13 protein-coding genes and 1 other RNA gene are annotated in these 14,670 nt (G+C 61.8%); 5 read left to right on the top strand and 9 right to left on the bottom strand.

Translation table 11 applies throughout. From position 1 onward, the window contains the following. Window positions 1-10: 10 nt before the first annotated feature. The 6 genes from LGH82_RS14715 to LGH82_RS14690 all read right to left on the bottom strand — a co-directional run bounded on the left by LGH82_RS14715 (window position 11) and on the right by LGH82_RS14690 (window position 8,511). A complete protein-coding gene (locus LGH82_RS14715; RefSeq protein ID WP_227349151.1) occupies window positions 11-1,642 on the bottom strand; it encodes an ABC transporter ATP-binding protein in 1,632 nt (543 codons plus the stop codon). Next, on the bottom strand, window positions 1,639-2,784 hold the full coding sequence (locus LGH82_RS14710) for an ABC transporter permease (RefSeq protein WP_227349150.1): 1,146 nt from the start codon (window positions 2,782-2,784) through the stop codon (window positions 1,639-1,641). The genes LGH82_RS14715 and LGH82_RS14710 overlap by 4 nt, the downstream gene beginning before the upstream one ends. Beyond that, window positions 2,784-3,878, bottom strand: a complete 1,095-nt coding sequence (locus tag LGH82_RS14705; protein WP_227349149.1) for a microcin C ABC transporter permease YejB — start codon at window positions 3,876-3,878, stop codon at window positions 2,784-2,786. Before LGH82_RS14705 ends, LGH82_RS14710 begins: the two co-directional genes overlap by 1 nt. Before the next feature lie 30 nt (window positions 3,879-3,908). After that, on the bottom strand, window positions 3,909-5,777 hold the full coding sequence (locus LGH82_RS14700; protein WP_227349148.1) for an extracellular solute-binding protein: 1,869 nt from the start codon (window positions 5,775-5,777) through the stop codon (window positions 3,909-3,911). Beyond that, on the bottom strand, window positions 5,777-7,657 hold the full coding sequence (locus LGH82_RS14695) for an extracellular solute-binding protein (protein ID WP_227349147.1): 1,881 nt from the start codon (window positions 7,655-7,657) through the stop codon (window positions 5,777-5,779). Before LGH82_RS14695 ends, LGH82_RS14700 begins: the two co-directional genes overlap by 1 nt. Window positions 7,658-7,815: 158 nt before the next feature. Beyond that, complete coding sequence (locus tag LGH82_RS14690; protein ID WP_227349146.1) at window positions 7,816-8,511, bottom strand: c-type cytochrome; 696 nt, start codon at window positions 8,509-8,511, stop codon at window positions 7,816-7,818. Between the two features lie 192 nt (window positions 8,512-8,703). Here LGH82_RS14690 and LGH82_RS14685 point away from each other — a divergent pair, with 192 nt between their 5' ends. Together LGH82_RS14685 and LGH82_RS14680 are read left to right on the top strand one after the other, a co-directional pair. Then, complete coding sequence (locus tag LGH82_RS14685) at window positions 8,704-9,432, top strand: 3-deoxy-manno-octulosonate cytidylyltransferase (RefSeq protein ID WP_227349145.1); 729 nt, start codon at window positions 8,704-8,706, stop codon at window positions 9,430-9,432. Between the two features lie 36 nt (window positions 9,433-9,468). Beyond that, the gene (locus LGH82_RS14680) at window positions 9,469-10,332 is read left to right on the top strand and encodes a prephenate dehydratase (RefSeq protein ID WP_227349144.1); all 864 of its coding nucleotides are present in this window, start codon (window positions 9,469-9,471) and stop codon (window positions 10,330-10,332) included. A 98-nt stretch (window positions 10,333-10,430) separates the two neighbouring features. Here LGH82_RS14680 and LGH82_RS14675 read toward each other — a convergent pair whose 3' ends face one another. From LGH82_RS14675 to LGH82_RS14665, 3 genes are read right to left on the bottom strand one after another with little or no spacing between them, the layout of a single operon-like run. Continuing rightward, on the bottom strand, window positions 10,431-10,736 hold the full coding sequence (locus LGH82_RS14675) for a Dabb family protein (protein WP_227349143.1): 306 nt from the start codon (window positions 10,734-10,736) through the stop codon (window positions 10,431-10,433). A 24-nt stretch (window positions 10,737-10,760) separates the two neighbouring features. After that, window positions 10,761-11,702, bottom strand: coding sequence for an NAD(+) diphosphatase (nudC, locus tag LGH82_RS14670; protein WP_227349142.1), 942 nt, complete (start codon window positions 11,700-11,702; stop codon window positions 10,761-10,763). A 39-nt stretch (window positions 11,703-11,741) separates the two neighbouring features. Then, window positions 11,742-12,161 carry an HIT domain-containing protein gene (locus tag LGH82_RS14665; RefSeq protein WP_227349141.1) on the bottom strand — a complete coding sequence of 140 codons (420 nt, stop codon included), beginning with the start codon at window positions 12,159-12,161 and terminating at the stop codon, window positions 11,742-11,744. A 152-nt stretch (window positions 12,162-12,313) separates the two neighbouring features. On the opposite strand from LGH82_RS14665, the gene ffs reads away from it, so the two are divergent. The 3 genes from ffs to LGH82_RS14650 all read left to right on the top strand — a co-directional run bounded on the left by ffs (window position 12,314) and on the right by LGH82_RS14650 (window position 14,669). After that, window positions 12,314-12,410, top strand: an RNA gene (ffs, locus tag LGH82_RS14660) — signal recognition particle sRNA small type. Between the two features lie 105 nt (window positions 12,411-12,515). Next, entirely contained in the window at window positions 12,516-14,318 is a 1,803-nt protein-coding gene (locus tag LGH82_RS14655; protein ID WP_227349140.1) for a DNA polymerase III subunit gamma/tau, read from the top strand. Window positions 14,319-14,345: 27 nt separating this feature from the next. Further along, on the top strand, window positions 14,346-14,669 hold the full coding sequence (locus tag LGH82_RS14650; RefSeq protein ID WP_227349139.1) for a YbaB/EbfC family nucleoid-associated protein: 324 nt from the start codon (window positions 14,346-14,348) through the stop codon (window positions 14,667-14,669). Window position 14,670: the final 1 nt, after the last annotated feature.

The following is a 14,670-nucleotide window of genomic DNA, read 5'->3' as shown; positions in this document are numbered from 1 at the left end:
TAGATGCAGATCACTGGCTGACGACGTCGACCGGCGCCGTCTCGATCTTGAAGGCGGCGGAGATCAGCGCCCGAGTATAGTCGGTCTGCGGCCGTTCGAAAATTTGTTCGGATGGGCCAGCTTCGACCACCAGCCCATTGCGCATGACGATGACCTCGTTGGCCAGCGCCCGGATGACTTTCAGATCGTGGCTGATGAACAGGTAGGCGAGGTCGTGCTTTGCCTGCAGATTGCGCAAGAGGTCGACCACCTGCGCCTGCACGCTCATGTCGAGCGCGGAGGTCGGCTCGTCCAGCATGACGAAGCGCGGATTGAGCACCATGGCGCGCGCTATGGCGACCCGCTGGCGCTGGCCGCCGGAGAATTCGTGCGGGTAGCGGTTGCGCGTCTCCGGATCGAGTCCGACTTCGCCTAGCACATCGATGACTCTGCTGTCGCGCTGGTCGGGCGACAGCTTTGGCTCGTGGATCTTCAGCCCTTCCTCGATGATCTCCGCGATCGACATGCGCGGGCTGAGCGAGCCGAACGGGTCCTGGAAGACGATCTGCAATTCGCGCCGCAGCGGCCGCATCGCGTTGAACGAGAGCTGGTTGATGTCGCGCCCGTTGAACTGGATGATGCCGGTCGACGAAATCATCCTGGCCAGCGCCAGGCCGAGCGTCGTCTTGCCGGAACCCGATTCACCAACGACGCCGAGCGTCTGCCCGGCGCGCACGGTGATGTCGATGCCGTCCACCGCCTTCACATTGTCGACCGTGCGCCGGAAGAACCCCTTCTTGATCGGAAACCAGACTTTTATGTCATGGCCCGTCATCACCGGTTTGGCGGCACTGTTGGCGGCGGGCGGCTTGCCCTTTGGCTCGGCGGCCAGCAAATGGCGCGTATATGGATGCTGCGGATTGGCGAAGATCTCCTTCGTCGGCCCGGTTTCGACGATCTTGCCCTTGGTCATCACGCAGACGCGGTCGGCGATCTTGCGGACAATGCCGAGATCATGGGTGATGAACAGCATCGACATGTTCTTGCGGCTTTTCAGCCCCGCGAGCAGTTCGAGGATCTGCGCCTGCACCGTGACGTCGAGCGCCGTTGTCGGCTCGTCGGCGATGAGCAGTTCAGGCTCGTTGGCCAGCGCCATGGCGATCATGACGCGCTGGCGCTGACCGCCGGACAATTGGTGCGGATAGGCGTCCAGCCGCTTCTGTGGCTCGCGGATGCCGACTTCGTTGAGCAAGGCCAGCGTGCGCGCCTTGGCCGGGCGGCCGGCCATTCCCTGGTGTAGTTTCAGGATCTCGACGATCTGCTGCTCGATCGTGTGCAGCGGATTGAGCGAGGTCATCGGCTCCTGGAAGATCATGGTGATCTTGTTGCCGCGAACCTGGCGCAGTTGTTTCTCGTTCAGCGCAAGCAGGTCGTTGCCCTGGAACAGGATCTTGCCCGACGGGTGGCTGGCGGTCGGATAGGGCAGCAGCTTCAGCACCGAAAGCGCCGAGACCGATTTGCCGGAACCGGATTCGCCCACCAGCGCCACAGTCTCGCCCTTGGCGATGTCGAACGAGATGTGGTCGACGGCTATCGACTGTTTGCCGCCTTGCGAGAAGGCGACGCTGAGATCGCGAACGGAGAGGAGAGGGGCTTCGCTCATTTGAATGTCTTGCGCGGGTCGAAGGCATCGCGGGTCGCCTCGCCGACAAAAACCAGCAGCGACAGCATCAGCGAAATGACGACGAAGCCGGAAATGCCGAGCCACGGCGCGTTGAGGTTGCGCTGGGCCTGCTTCAGCAGTTCGCCGAGCGAAGCCGAGCCGGGCGGCAGGCCGAAGCCGAGATAATCGAGCGAGGTCAGCGTCGAGATCGAGCCCGAGAGCAGGAAGGGCAGGAAGGTTAGCGCCGCGACCATGGCGTTGGGCAGGAGGTGCCGGAACATGATGGTGCGGTTGGATACGCCGAGCGCCCGGGCCGCGTTGACATATTCGAAGTTGCGGGCACGCAGGAACTCGGCGCGCACCACCCCGACCAGCGCCACCCAGGAGAACAGCAGCATCAGCCCGAGCAGGATAAAGAAACCGGGAGGGAGGATGGCGGCAACGATCAGCAGCAGGTACAGAACCGGGATCGCCGACCATATCTCGATGAAACGCTGGAACAGAAGATCGGTCCAGCCACCGAAATACCCCTGCATGGCGCCCGCCCCCACGCCGATCAGCGCGGAGCCCGTGGTCAAGATCAGCCCGAACAGCACCGAGACCCGAAAGCCGTAGATGACGCGCGCCAGCACGTCTCGGGCCTGGTCGTCAGTGCCCAGCCAGTTCCAGTTGCCGACGATGCAGTTGGGATCGGCGGCCCCTTGCGGATACTGCTTGCAGCGTGCTGCGGCATCATAGCGCCAGGAAGGCTTGGCGGGGGCAGCCTCGGGAATGGCATTGTTGACGGTCTGATAGGAGTAACGAACCGGCGGCCAGAGCGTCCAGCCGTGGGCGTCGATCTCATCCTGGATGACCGGATCGCGATAGTCTGTCACGGCGTAGAAGCCGCCGAATTTTTCCTCGGGATAGGCGACCAGCACCGGAAACAGGATCTCGCCCTTGTAGGAGGCGATAAGCGGCCTGTCGTTGGCGATCAATTCGGCGAACAGCGACAGCACGAACAGGACGAGGAAGATCCACAGCGACCAGTAGCCACGCCGGTTGGCCTTGAAATTCTGCCAGCGGCGCTGGTTGAGCGGCGAGAACCTGGGTCTGGCTGTCCGACCCGGCGTCGTCTCGGCGGCGATCTCCACCCCCGACATCAGACGTCTCTCCGCTCGAAATCGATGCGTGGGTCGACCCAGGTGTACATCAGGTCCGACAGCAGCCCGACAAACAGCCCGAGCAGCGAGAAGATGTAGAGATTGGCGAAGACCACCGGATAATCGCGCTCGACCACCGACTTGAAGCCGAGCAGGCCGAGGCCATCGAGCGAAAAGATGTTCTCGATCAGCAGCGAGCCGGTGAAGAAGGCCGAGATGAAGGCGCCCGGAAAGCCGGCGATGACGATCAGCATGGCATTGCGGAACACATGGCCGTAGAGCACCTGCCGTTCAGACAGGCCCTTGGCGCGCGCGGTCACGACATACTGCTTGCGGATTTCCTCGAGGAAGGAATTCTTGGTCAAAAGCGTCGTCGTGGCGAAGGCCGACAGCACAAGCGCTGTCAGCGGCAGGGTCATATGCCAGAAATAGTCGAAGATCTTCGCCGGCCAGGACAATTGGTCCCAATTGTCGGAGACGATGCCACGCAACGGAAACCAGTCCCAGAACGAGCCGCCGGCAAACAGGATCATCAACAGGATGGCGAACAGGAAGCCGGGAATGGCGTAGCCGACGATGACGACGCCGCTGGTCCACACATCGAACGCCGAACCGTCCTTGACCGCCTTGCGGATGCCGAGCGGGATTGAAATCATATAGGATAGAAGCGTGATCCAAAGCCCGATCGAAATCGATACCGGCATCTTCTCGAGGATCAGGTCCAGTACCGAGATATCGCGGAAATAGCTGTTGCCGAAATCGAAGCGGGCATAGTTCCACAGCATCATGCCGAAGCGTTCAAGCGGCGGCTTGTCGAAGCCGAACTGCTTTTCAAGCTTCTTGATGAATTCCGGGTCCAGTCCCTGTGCGCCCCGGTATTTCGAACCGACATCGCCGGCGACGTCGAAATTGCTGCCGCCCGTGTCGCCCCCGCCGCCACCGAGGCGATCGCTGCCGCCCTGGTTCGTCAATTTGGCGATGACCTGCTCGACCGGCCCACCCGGCGCGAACTGTATGACGGCGAACGATACCGCCATGATGCCCAGCAGTGTCGGGATCATCAACAGGATGCGGCGCAGGATGTAGGCACCCATCAGTCCGTCTGTCCCGTGCGTAGGTGAATGTCAGGCTTTGCCAATTTTTGTCGCCTTGCCCTTGTCGAACCACCACAGCGCCTCGACCGGAAAGCCGAAATCGGGCTTCTGTTCGGGAAAGCCGAACATGTCCCAATAGGCGCTTCGGTGATTCGCCAGGAACCAACTTGGAATCCAATCGAGCCGCGCGCGCAAGACCCGGTCGAGCGCCCGCATCGCAACTGTCAGGCTTTCGCGATCCTTGGCGGCACCCACCGAATCTATCAGTGCGTCGATCGCCGGGTTTGAAGTGCCGGGCAAGTTGCGGGAATAGGAGGCATTGGCGGTGCTCGAGTGGAAAATGATCTCGAGGTCGTCGCGGGTCGGCGTCGCGCTGAAACTGAAGGCGGCTGAGATCAGGTCGAAATCGAACGTCGCCTGCCGCAACTGGTATTGTGCCGAATCCACCAGGCGGATCGTGGCATCGATGCCAACGGCTTTCATGTTGGCGACCCAGGGCGAATAGACTTGAACGAAGAGATCGTCGTCGACCAGGAATTCGGCAGAGAGCTTCTCGCCCTTGTCGTTGACGACGAAATCGCCGGACCGTTTCCAGCCAGCCGCGGCGAGAAGCTTTGCCGCCTGGCCGAGCAGCTTGCGGTCGCGGCCGGAGCCATCGGATGCGGGCTGGGTCACAGCCTCGCCGAAGACTTCTGCTGGAAGCTGGCTGCGCAATGGCTCCAGCAGCGCCAGTTCTTGCGGTGGGGGCGGTCCTTCGGCGCGAAAATCCGATTTCTCGAAACAGGATTGTGAGCGCTCGTACGACCCGTAGAAGAAGTTGCGGCGCGTCCATTCGAAATCGAAGCAGAGCGCGATCGCTTGCCGCACCCGTGCGTCGCGAAAGTGCTCACGCCGCTGGTTGACGGCGGTTGCCTGCATCGAGGGGAGCTTTTCACTCGGGAACTCGTTCTTGACCACCTTGCCGGAGGTGAAAGCCGGAAAATCATAACCCGTTGCCCAGATGCGTGAGACGGATTCCTCGCGATAAAGGATCTCGCCTTTCTTGAAGGCTTCGAAGCCGGCCGTGCGATTTTGGTAGAACTCGATGCGGACCACTTCGAAATTGTTCCGGCCGCGATTGACCGGAAGGTCACGGCCCCAATAGTCCGCGACGCGCTCATATTCGATCCACGTTCCCGCGGACAATCGTCCAACCTTGTAGGCGCCAGACCCCAGCGGTGCGCTCAATTGCGAAGAGTCGAACGGGTTCGCCGTGTAGAAGGTCTTCGACAAGATCGGAAACTGGACGACATTGAGTACCGTGCGGGCTGACTGGTTGCCTGAAAAGGTGAGCCGCAGCGTATGATCATCGACCGCCACGACATCGCTCAGAAACTTCAGTGCCTGCGTGATCTTCGGATGGCCCTTGTCCTTGTAGAGCTTGTAGGTGAAGGCTGCATCCTCGGCCGTCAGCGGCGTGCCATCATGGAAGCGCGCCTCGGGCCTCAGCGAAAACTCGTAACTGTTGCGGTCATTTGACAAGGTCACGTCGTTGGCAAGCTGGCCGTACACGGCGTCTGGTTCGTCCAGTGCCGTCACCATCAGTGAATCGAAACACATCTCCATGCGCGGCGGTGCGTCGCCCTTGGAAGTGAAGGAATTCAGCGTGTTGAACGTTTCCGTATTCTGATTGTAGTCCCAGTTCGGCGGCGCGAAGTTGAAAGTGCCGCCGGTTGGCGCATCGACATTCACATAGTCGAAATGGGCGAAGTCCGGCTTGTATTTGAGATCGCCGAAGGCGGACAGCCCATGCAGTTTCACGCCAGTCGCAACATTCGCGAAGGCTCGGCCGGGCAGCAGCGCTGCCGCTGCAGCCGCGGCGCTCAAGGTCAGGAAGTCGCGGCGGGGAAGAACCGCCATCAATTGCTGCCCTTGTATTTGGCCGCCAGCGCCTTTTCCTTTTCCGGGTCGATCCACCAGGAATCGAGGTCGACGCCGATATAGCTCGGTTGTTTCTCCGGCATGCCGAATTTGTTCCAGTATGCAGCTCGAACTTTTCCCAGATGCCATTGCGGCACCATGTAATAATTCCACAACAGCACCCGGTCGAGCGCATGGGTCGCAGCCAGCAAATCGTCACGGTCGGTTGCAAAAATGACGCGATCGATCAGCGCATCGACGACAGGGTTCTTTATCCCGGCGAGATTGCGAGACCCTGACCGGTCGGCTGCGGTAGAACTGAAGAAATCGCGCTGTTCGTTGCCGGGCGAATTGGATTGGGCGAAACTCGCAAGCGCCAGCATGTCAAAATCGAACGCACGCGTTCGGTTGGTATATTGGCTGTCATCGACGATACGCAGCGTGGCATCGATGCCGAGGCGCCGTAGGTTGTCTATGAACGGCGAGGCGACGCGTTCGTCGATAGGGTCGTTGCCGAGAAACTCGATCTTGAACACCTCGCCGGTCTTGGCATTCACCAGCTTCCCGGCCTGGTTGACCCAGCCGGCTTGCTTGAAGAGGTCGTAGGCCTTGCGCAAATTCTCGCGCCCCGATTGCGGCGTGTCATAGACCGGCAGTTTGAATTCCTGCGTGAACAACTCCGGCGGCAGCTTGTCTCGGTATGGCTGCAGGATTTCCAGTTCCTTGCCTTGTGGCAGGCCGGTTGAGGCCAGGTCTCCGCCCTCGAAATAGCTGTCCGTGCGCGTATAGGCGCCGAAGAAGATGGTTCGGTTCATGCTCTCGAAGTCATAGGCGTAGGTTAGCGCCTGGCGCACGCGCATGTCCTGGAACAGCGGGCGCCGCGTATTCATGACATAGGCCTGCATGGGTTCCGGTGACGTCGTGGGGTATTCCTTTTTTATGACGTCGCCTGACTTTATTGCCGGAAAAGTGTAGTCGATCGCCCAGCGTTGGGCGCGCTGCTCGACGCGAAAATCGTCAAAGCCGCCCTTGGTGAAGGCCTGCCACGCTGCGTTGTCGTCGAGGAAGTAGCTGATGCGTTGGGTGTCAAAATTCTCCCGCCCGATCTTCACCGGTACCTTGGCGCCCCAATAATCGGGTACGCGCTGCCAGACGATTTCCGAGCCCGGCTTGAAACTGGCGATCTTGTACGCCGCCGAACCGAGCGGTATCTCCAGCGTCGGCTTGGTGATGTCTCGTTTGTTGCCGTTGGCGTCCGTGCCTTCCCACCAATGTTTTGGCAACACCACGAGATCTCCGAGGATCTTCGGCAGTTCGCGGTTGCCCTTCTGGTTGAAGTGGAATTCGACCTCGCGGTCGGAGACGGCTATGGCTTCGGTGACGTTCTCGAAATAGCGGCTATAGAGCGGGCTGTTGGCCTTCAGCACCTGGAACGACCAGATCACGTCATCGGTGGTGATCGGCAGGCCGTCATGCCATTTCGCACGTGGATCGAGCCGATATGTCGCCGACGAATAATCGGCTGGATATTTGTAAGCATCGGCGATCAGCGGGTGACTTGTGCTGCCTTCGTCGGTCGCTTGCTCCATCAGCGTATCGTAAAGCAGGCCGCCGCCGAACGCGACGAGGCCCGCTGCGGCCGATCCCTGCACGATATAGGGATTGAAGCTGTCGAAGGTGCCAATGACAACCCTGTTCAGCGTGCCGCCTTTGGGGGCATCCGGATTGACATAGTCATAGCGCTGGAAGTTGTCGCCATATTTGGACTCGCCGATCAGCGACGACGTGGTGCGCCATTCGTCAGAGAACGCCATCTGCAGACCGGCGGCCAATGCGGCCGCGACAAGCACTGATCTGAGAAGCGTCCGGCCAACCGTCATGCGTTATCCTCGTTGCTATGCCTGTCCACGGACAATCTAGATGATTTGACGCCCATGAAAACCGGCGCGACCCGGCTTTGTCGCCGCACATGCATTTTTCCTAACAAAAAAGCCGGGCTGAACCCGGCTTTTTCAAGGATATGTCCATTACAATTCGGTTATTTGGCCGGCGCCGCTGGCGCCGCCGGCGCGGCAGGAGCCGCTGGCGCTGGAGCCGCTGGAGCCGGAGCGGCGCCTGCTGCGGGCTTTGCCGGCGCGGCGGCGTCCGCGGGCTTGGCGGGAGCGCTTGCGTCGGCCGAAGTGCCGGGTGTCGGCAGCGGCTTCGGATTGTCCGACAGCGTGCGCAGATAGGCGATGACGTTGGCGCGGTCCTCATCCTTTGGCAGACCGGCGAAGCCCATGGCCGTGCCCTTCACGAATTTCTTCGGGGAGGTGATGAAGTGGTTGATGTTGTCGTAGGTCCACTTCTCGGCGCCGCCCTTGGAGAACTCCTTCATGCCGGCCGAATAGGCGAAGCCTTCATGCTCGGCCACGGGACGGTCGACGAGGTCCCACAGGTCCGGGCCGACCTTGTTCGGGCCGCCCTTTTCGCCGGAATGGCAGGCTTGGCATTTCTTGAAGACAGCTGCACCCGCTTCGACATTGGCGGTGACCAGGAGATCGGCGATCGGCTTGGCCGCTGCCACGGGGGCGGCAGCGCCACCCTCGGCAGGCTCGGTGACCTCGATCGCGAAGCCCGGCTTTTCCGGAGCGGGGGAGGCAAACAGCGCGTCGGACACCAGGCCAACCGAGAAGACGACGAAGACTGTTCCGAGCAGTCCGCCGATCAGCTTGTTGATTTCGAAAGAGTCCATACGCCCCAGGCTCCCTTTTCCGGCGGACTGATCCGTCCACTCCGTCCGTCGGTATCGTGACCCACCCCGCGGGGCCGGTCAAATCGGGCGGAAACTAGGTCTTTTGCTCGGGCGTTGCAACACCTATAAGGGCGCTTCCAGTGAGACCTTTTGCCACTTTTCCCCTCCTCTTTTCAAACGCCTGCCATCCTCATGTCCACGCTCATCCTCATCCCGGCCCGCATGGCCTCGACCCGCCTTCCGGGCAAGCCGCTTGCCGACATCGCCGGCGCCCCGATGATCGTCCATGTTGCTCGCCGCGCGGCCGAGGCCGATCTTGGCCGGGTGGTGGTCGCAACCGATACCCAGAGCGTTGCCGAAGCGGTGCGCGCGCATGGCTTCGAGGCGGTGATGACACGGATGGATCACGAATCGGGCTCCGACCGTATTTTCGAGGCTCTGACCGCGCTGGACCCCAACAGCAAGGTCGAGACCATCGTCAATGTGCAGGGCGATTTGCCGACCATCGACCCCCGGGACATCAGCGCCGCGCTGAAGCCTTTCGAGGATGCCGCTGTCGACATCGCCACGCTCTGCGTCGAGATCGTCCGCGATGCGGAAAAGACCAATCCCAATGTCGTCAAGCTCGTCGGTTCGCCGCTGTCGCCAACGCGGCTGCGGGCACTTTATTTTACCCGCGCCACCGCACCCTGGGGCGAGGGGCCGCTCTATCACCATATCGGCCTCTATGCGTATCGCCGTTCGGCGCTCGAACGGTTCGTGGCCTTGACGCCGTCACCGCTTGAACGCCGCGAGAAGCTGGAGCAACTGCGGGCGCTGGAGGCCGGCATGCGCATCGACGCCGAGATCGTCAATTCCGTGCCGCTCGGGGTCGACACTCCGGAAGACCTCGAACGTGCCAGGACGATCCTTGCGGCCTGAGACAATCCGTTAAAACCTTCAATCAGAGATCTGGCCATGCCTGAAAAAACCAACAGAATATCCTTCCAGGGCGAGCCGGGCGCCAACTCCGACACCGCCAGCCGCAACGTCTACCCCTCGATGGAGCCGTTGCCGTGCCCGACCTTCGAGGATGCCTTCAACGCGGTCGAGACCGGCAAGGCCGATCTCGCCATGATCCCGATCGAGAACACCATCGCCGGGCGCGTCGCCGACATTCATCATCTGCTGCCGGAATCGAAGCTGCACATCGTTGGCGAATATTTCCTGCCGATCCATTTCCAGCTGATGGTGCTGCCGGGCGTCAAACGCGAGGAGATCAAGACCGTCCACAGCCATATCCACGCGCTCGGCCAGTGCCGCAAATACATCCGCAAGAATGGCTGGAAGGCTGTGGTTGCGGGCGACACGGCGGGTGCTGCCAAGATGGTCTCCGAGGTCAATGACCGCACCATGGCCGCTCTGTCGCCGGCGCTCGCCGCGACGCTCTACGGGCTCGATATCATCGAGGAGAATGTCGAGGACACCGACTCTAACGTGACGCGGTTCGTCGTCCTGACCAAGAACAAGCAGTGGGCCGAACGTCCTTCGCCTGACGTCAAGATGATGACAACCTTCATCTTCCGCGTCCGCAACGTGCCGGCGGCGCTCTACAAGGCGATGGGCGGCTTCGCCACCAACGGCATCAACATGACCAAGCTGGAGAGCTACCAGCTGGGGGCCTTCACGGCGACGCTGTTCTACGCCGATATCGAGGGCCATCCGGATGATCCGCTGGTCAAGCTGGCGCTGGAGGAGCTTCGCTTCTTCTCGCGTGAGGTGCGAATCCTCGGCGTTTATCCGGCCAGCGCGTCGCGCGAGCAGTGGAAGGTCGCGGACTGATGCATGTCGCCCAAAAGTTCGCAGCGGTTTTGGGACAACGACATGCATGAACAAGGATTTAAAGCGCGTCGAAATAGTCCGTTTGGACGTGACGAGCTTTAAACCACCGAGCCCAGCGGCACGTAGTCGATTTCGAGAAAGGTCTCGACTTCGGGAACCCAGCGGTCGCGAACGAAGGCCACGTGGTCGGGATGGTCGTTATATCTCGTATAGGCAGCCTGATCGGCGAACTCCATCGAGAACCCGAAGTGATAATCGTTCTTGGGGCTGATCTGCCGTAGCTGCTCGAAATGCGTGACGCCCCTGATCGCGGTGAGGATTCTCTTGGCGTCGGTCAGGAAACGCTTCTCCTCCAGCGAATGCGGCGGATGTTTTAGCGTGAAGACGACGGTGTGACGGATCATATCCTGCTCCTGCAATACGTCTGATTATTCGCTGTCGACCCAGGCGCGGATGAGGTGATGCGCGATCGCGCCTTTTGGTGGCGTGAACAGGTTGCCGGGGTGCTCCTTGGCCAGCATCAAACGAACCTCGTCGCGAGGAAACCAGCGGCAGTCCTCCAGTTCGTTGAGGTCAGCCTGGATGTCGTCGTTGAGCGGCTCACCGAAGCAGCCGATCATCAATGAGAAGGGGAAGGGCCATGGCTGGCTGGCGTGGTAGACGACACGGCCAAGCCTGATGCCGGCTTCCTCGAATGTTTCCCGGCGCACGGCCGCTTCGATCGTCTCGCCCGGCTCGATGAAGCCGGCGAGCGCCGAATACATGCCCGGCCCGAAATGCCGGCCCCGGCCGAGCAGGCACTTCTCGCGGGTCGCGGTCAGCATGATCGCCACCGGATCGGTGCGCGGGAAATGCTCGGTGCCGCAATTCGGGCAGTGCCGCTTGTAGCCGCCGGCCCGCATCTGCGATTCGGTTCCGCATTTGCTGCAGAAGCGATGGCTGGCATGCCAGGCGAGAAGTGCGGCCCCTTGCGCCATCGCGCCGGCCGCCGCCTCGTCGATCAGCCCCTGCATGTAGACAGAGCGGTAATCGATAGCCTTGATCGTTTCCGGAAGCTGCTCGGGATCGACACCGGCCGGGACGGCCAGAACCGGTCCGGCTTCCGAAAAGCCGAGCAGGACACCCTGGTCCAGGAGCACGTTGAAAGGCCCGCCCTCACCGGCGCTGAACCAGGGATCGAGGCCGCCGTCGATGACCTTCAGGTAGAGCCGGCCACCACGCATCAGCAAAAGCCGTGCCGAAGGGTCGGCCAGCGCCTTTTCGACCGAATCGTCGGACCGGTTCTCGGACTGCCGGTCGATCATGTTGCCGGCGAAGCCGACAAACTGGCTCGGCTCGCGCAAGGGCGCGTCAAACAGGCGGAAGCTCATGGGGACTCAGACGGCTTTCAGGATGGACACAGGACAGGCTTATAGCGCCGCCTTGATCGTTTCGGCAAACCGTCTGATGTCGGAGCCCTGATAGGGCTCGCGCATACCGTGTCCCCAGACCGGGCCGGGCCAGCCTGCGTCGCCTTCCGAACGTGCGATGACATGGACATGCAATTGGCGCACGATGTTGCCGAGCGCCCCGGTGTTGATCTTGGTGCAGCCGGTCACCTTTTTCAGCGCTTGCGCCACCATATTGGTCTCGAAAGTCAGCATCGCCTGGTCAAGCGGCGTCATGTCGTGGACTTCTTCCGCACCGGGCCGCTGCGGCACCAGCAGCAACCAGGGCCAGCGGCGGTCGTTCATCACCCGCAATTCGCACAGGCCGAGCCACATCAACTGCTCGCTATCCGCCTCCAGACGGGCGTCCAGCGTGAATCCGGCCTTCAGGCCAGGCAGCATTGGCGTTTCCTCGATTTTGTTGTTTCCTCAAACTCATGAACGCTAGAGCGGCTGCAAGGGGGCTGCAAGCGAATCATTGATCCCTCACGTTTTGGTGCGCCGATTCTTGACCGCACTTGCATTTCATCGCCGAATTGCCGATATGGGGGCCGGGAGGTTGGTGGTGGACGATCCACTCGCCAACCGGGTCAGGTCCGGAAGGAAGCAGCCCTAACGAGCCCGGAACGGGTCATTGTTCCAGCCTCCCACCTCTTCGCCTTTCTCTCGCGACATTGACGGCGCCAAGCCGTGCGAGTGAAACTGTGCGCGGGAATCGGCCGCCTCCAGTCGCGGCACTTGGAGCTTTACGGGCGAATGAGCGAAGCCGGAAATTCTGGAACCGAAAAGGCAGTCGCCTATCGCGTCCTGGCGCGCAAATATCGCCCCTCGGACTTCTCCGAACTGATCGGCCAGGAGCCGATGGTTCGCACGCTCACCAATGCCTTTGCCACGGGCCGCATCGCCCAGGCATGGATGCTGACCGGCGTTCGCGGCGTCGGCAAGACGACGACGGCGCGCATCCTGGCGCGGGCGCTCAACTACAGGACCGCGACTGTCGACCAACCCTCCGTCGATCTTGCCGTGCTGGGCGAGCACTGCCAGGCGATCATGGAAGGCCGCCATGTCGATGTCATCGAGATGGACGCCGCCTCGCACACCGGCATCGACGATATCCGCGATATCATCGAGCGCGTGCGCTACGCGCCCGTCTCGGCGCGCTACAAGGTCTACATCATCGACGAAGTGCACATGCTCTCCACCCAGGCCTTCAACGGCCTGCTGAAAACGCTGGAAGAGCCGCCGCCACACGTCAAATTCATCTTCGCCACCACCGAAATCCGCAAGGTGCCGATCACCGTGCTGTCGCGCTGCCAGCGCTTCGACCTGCGGCGCATCGACGCCAGCGCGCTGGTCGCGCATCTCGCCTCGATTTCGGCCAAGGAAGGCATCTCGGTCGACGACGACGCATTGGCCATGGTCGCGCGCGCGGCGGAAGGCTCGGCCCGTGATTCGCTCTCCATCCTCGACCAGGCGATCGCCCATGGCGGCGGCACCGTCAGCGCCGAAGCGGTGCGGGCCATGCTGGGGCTCGCCGACCGCGCCCGCATCGTCGACCTGTTCGAGCATGTGATGAAGGGCGACGTGGCGGCGGCACTTGGGGAGTTCCGCGCGCAATATGATACTGGCGCAGATCCGGCCGCCGTTCTGACCGATCTCGCGGAGTTCAACCATCTTGTCACCCGCCTGCGCTTTGTGCCGGCGGCCATCGAGGATGCCTCGCTCTCCGAGGACGAACGCCAGCGCGGCGCCGATTTCGCCAGGACCTTGTCGGTCAGGGTGCTGTCACGGACATGGCAGATGCTCTTGAAGGGCATCCCTGAGGTGCAGTCCTCCAACCGGCCGGTGAGTGCTGCCGAAATGGTGCTGATCCGGCTTGCGCATGCTGCCGACCTGCCGACCTTGGACGAAGCGCTGAAATCCCTGGACGGCGGGTACGCCGCGCCGGGAGCGGCGCCGCGTTCGAACGGCGCGCCGGCAAGTCCCGGCAATGGCGGCGGCGCCAGCGCGGTGGCGCAGACGCGCATGCCCACGGGTTCGGGCGGCGCCCAGGCCATGCGGCTAGTCGAGGCTGTGCCTGCTCCTGCCGCCTTCGTCGCGCCGCGCGAGCCCGTGCCGGAGACGCCGCAGGTTTCGGTGAAGTCGCTGGCCGACATCGTTGCCCTTGCCGACGCGCAGCGCGACATTGCTTTCAAGGTTCTGATCAAGCGCTGCATGCGCCTCGTTCGCATCGAGCCCGGCCGCATCGACGTCAATCTGACCGAAGATGCGCCAAAGATGCTGCTCAACGACCTGACGACCAAGTTGCGTGCCTGGACCGGCCGCAACTGGCTGGTGTCACTGTCGAAGGAGGAGGGCGGCCAGACCCTGGCCCAGATGGAATCGGCAAAGCGCGAGACCGCTTTTCTCGATGCCAAGAGCGACCCGACCGTCGCTGCCATTCTCGCCCGCTTTCCCGGCGCCAAGATCATCGACGTGCGTATTCCCGACGCACCGGAAGTGGACAGTGACGAAGCCGATCCGCCGGTCGAGCCGGCGGCGGACGACGACGAAATTTAAACAGCATCAATCGCAAAGGAACGCGCGATGAAAGATCTTCTCGGCCTGATGGGCAAGGCAAAGGAAATGCAGGCCAAGTTCCAGGCCATGCAGGATGAGATCGCCACGCTGGAGGCCACCGGCCAGGCCGGCGGCGGTCTGGTGGTGGTGACGCTCACCGGAAAATTCGAGATGAAGTCGCTGAAGATCGACCCGTCCCTGTTCAAGGAGGACGAGGTCGAGATTCTGGAGGACCTCTTGCTTGCCGCTCACAATGACGCCAAGGTCAAGGTCGAGCAGATCATGCAGGAAAAGACCAAGGCGCTGACCGCCGGCTTGCCGATACCGCCTGGAATGAAACTGCCTTTCTAGC

Origin of the sequence: Mesorhizobium sp. PAMC28654 (assembly GCF_020616515.1) — a bacterium.
Taxonomy (GTDB): Bacteria; Pseudomonadota; Alphaproteobacteria; order Rhizobiales; family Rhizobiaceae; genus Mesorhizobium.
The sequence above is the reverse complement of the archived record's forward strand: the minus strand, read 5'-3'. Positions and strand labels throughout refer to the sequence as shown.

Bases quoted from the DNA above. Each gene is read 5' to 3' on its own strand.
- nudC (WP_227349142.1), bottom strand. From the start codon at position 11,702: ATGAGCTTCCGCCTGTTTGACGCGCCCTTGCGCGAGCCGAGCCAGTTT.
- LGH82_RS14650 (WP_227349139.1), top strand. From the start codon at position 14,346: ATGAAAGATCTTCTCGGCCTGATGGGCAAGGCAAAGGAAATGCAGGCC.
- LGH82_RS14675 (WP_227349143.1), bottom strand. From the start codon at position 10,736: ATGATCCGTCACACCGTCGTCTTCACGCTAAAACATCCGCCGCATTCG.
- LGH82_RS14695 (WP_227349147.1), bottom strand. From the start codon at position 7,657: ATGACGGTTGGCCGGACGCTTCTCAGATCAGTGCTTGTCGCGGCCGCA.
- LGH82_RS14710 (WP_227349150.1), bottom strand. From the start codon at position 2,784: ATGTCGGGGGTGGAGATCGCCGCCGAGACGACGCCGGGTCGGACAGCC.
- LGH82_RS14715 (WP_227349151.1), bottom strand. From the start codon at position 1,642: ATGAGCGAAGCCCCTCTCCTCTCCGTTCGCGATCTCAGCGTCGCCTTC.
- LGH82_RS14665 (WP_227349141.1), bottom strand. From the start codon at position 12,161: ATGCTGCCTGGCCTGAAGGCCGGATTCACGCTGGACGCCCGTCTGGAG.
- LGH82_RS14705 (WP_227349149.1), bottom strand. From the start codon at position 3,878: ATGGGTGCCTACATCCTGCGCCGCATCCTGTTGATGATCCCGACACTG.
- LGH82_RS14680 (WP_227349144.1), top strand. From the start codon at position 9,469: ATGCCTGAAAAAACCAACAGAATATCCTTCCAGGGCGAGCCGGGCGCC.
- LGH82_RS14700 (WP_227349148.1), bottom strand. From the start codon at position 5,777: ATGGCGGTTCTTCCCCGCCGCGACTTCCTGACCTTGAGCGCCGCGGCT.
- LGH82_RS14655 (WP_227349140.1), top strand. From the start codon at position 12,516: ATGAGCGAAGCCGGAAATTCTGGAACCGAAAAGGCAGTCGCCTATCGC.
- LGH82_RS14685 (WP_227349145.1), top strand. From the start codon at position 8,704: ATGTCCACGCTCATCCTCATCCCGGCCCGCATGGCCTCGACCCGCCTT.
- LGH82_RS14690 (WP_227349146.1), bottom strand. From the start codon at position 8,511: ATGGACTCTTTCGAAATCAACAAGCTGATCGGCGGACTGCTCGGAACA.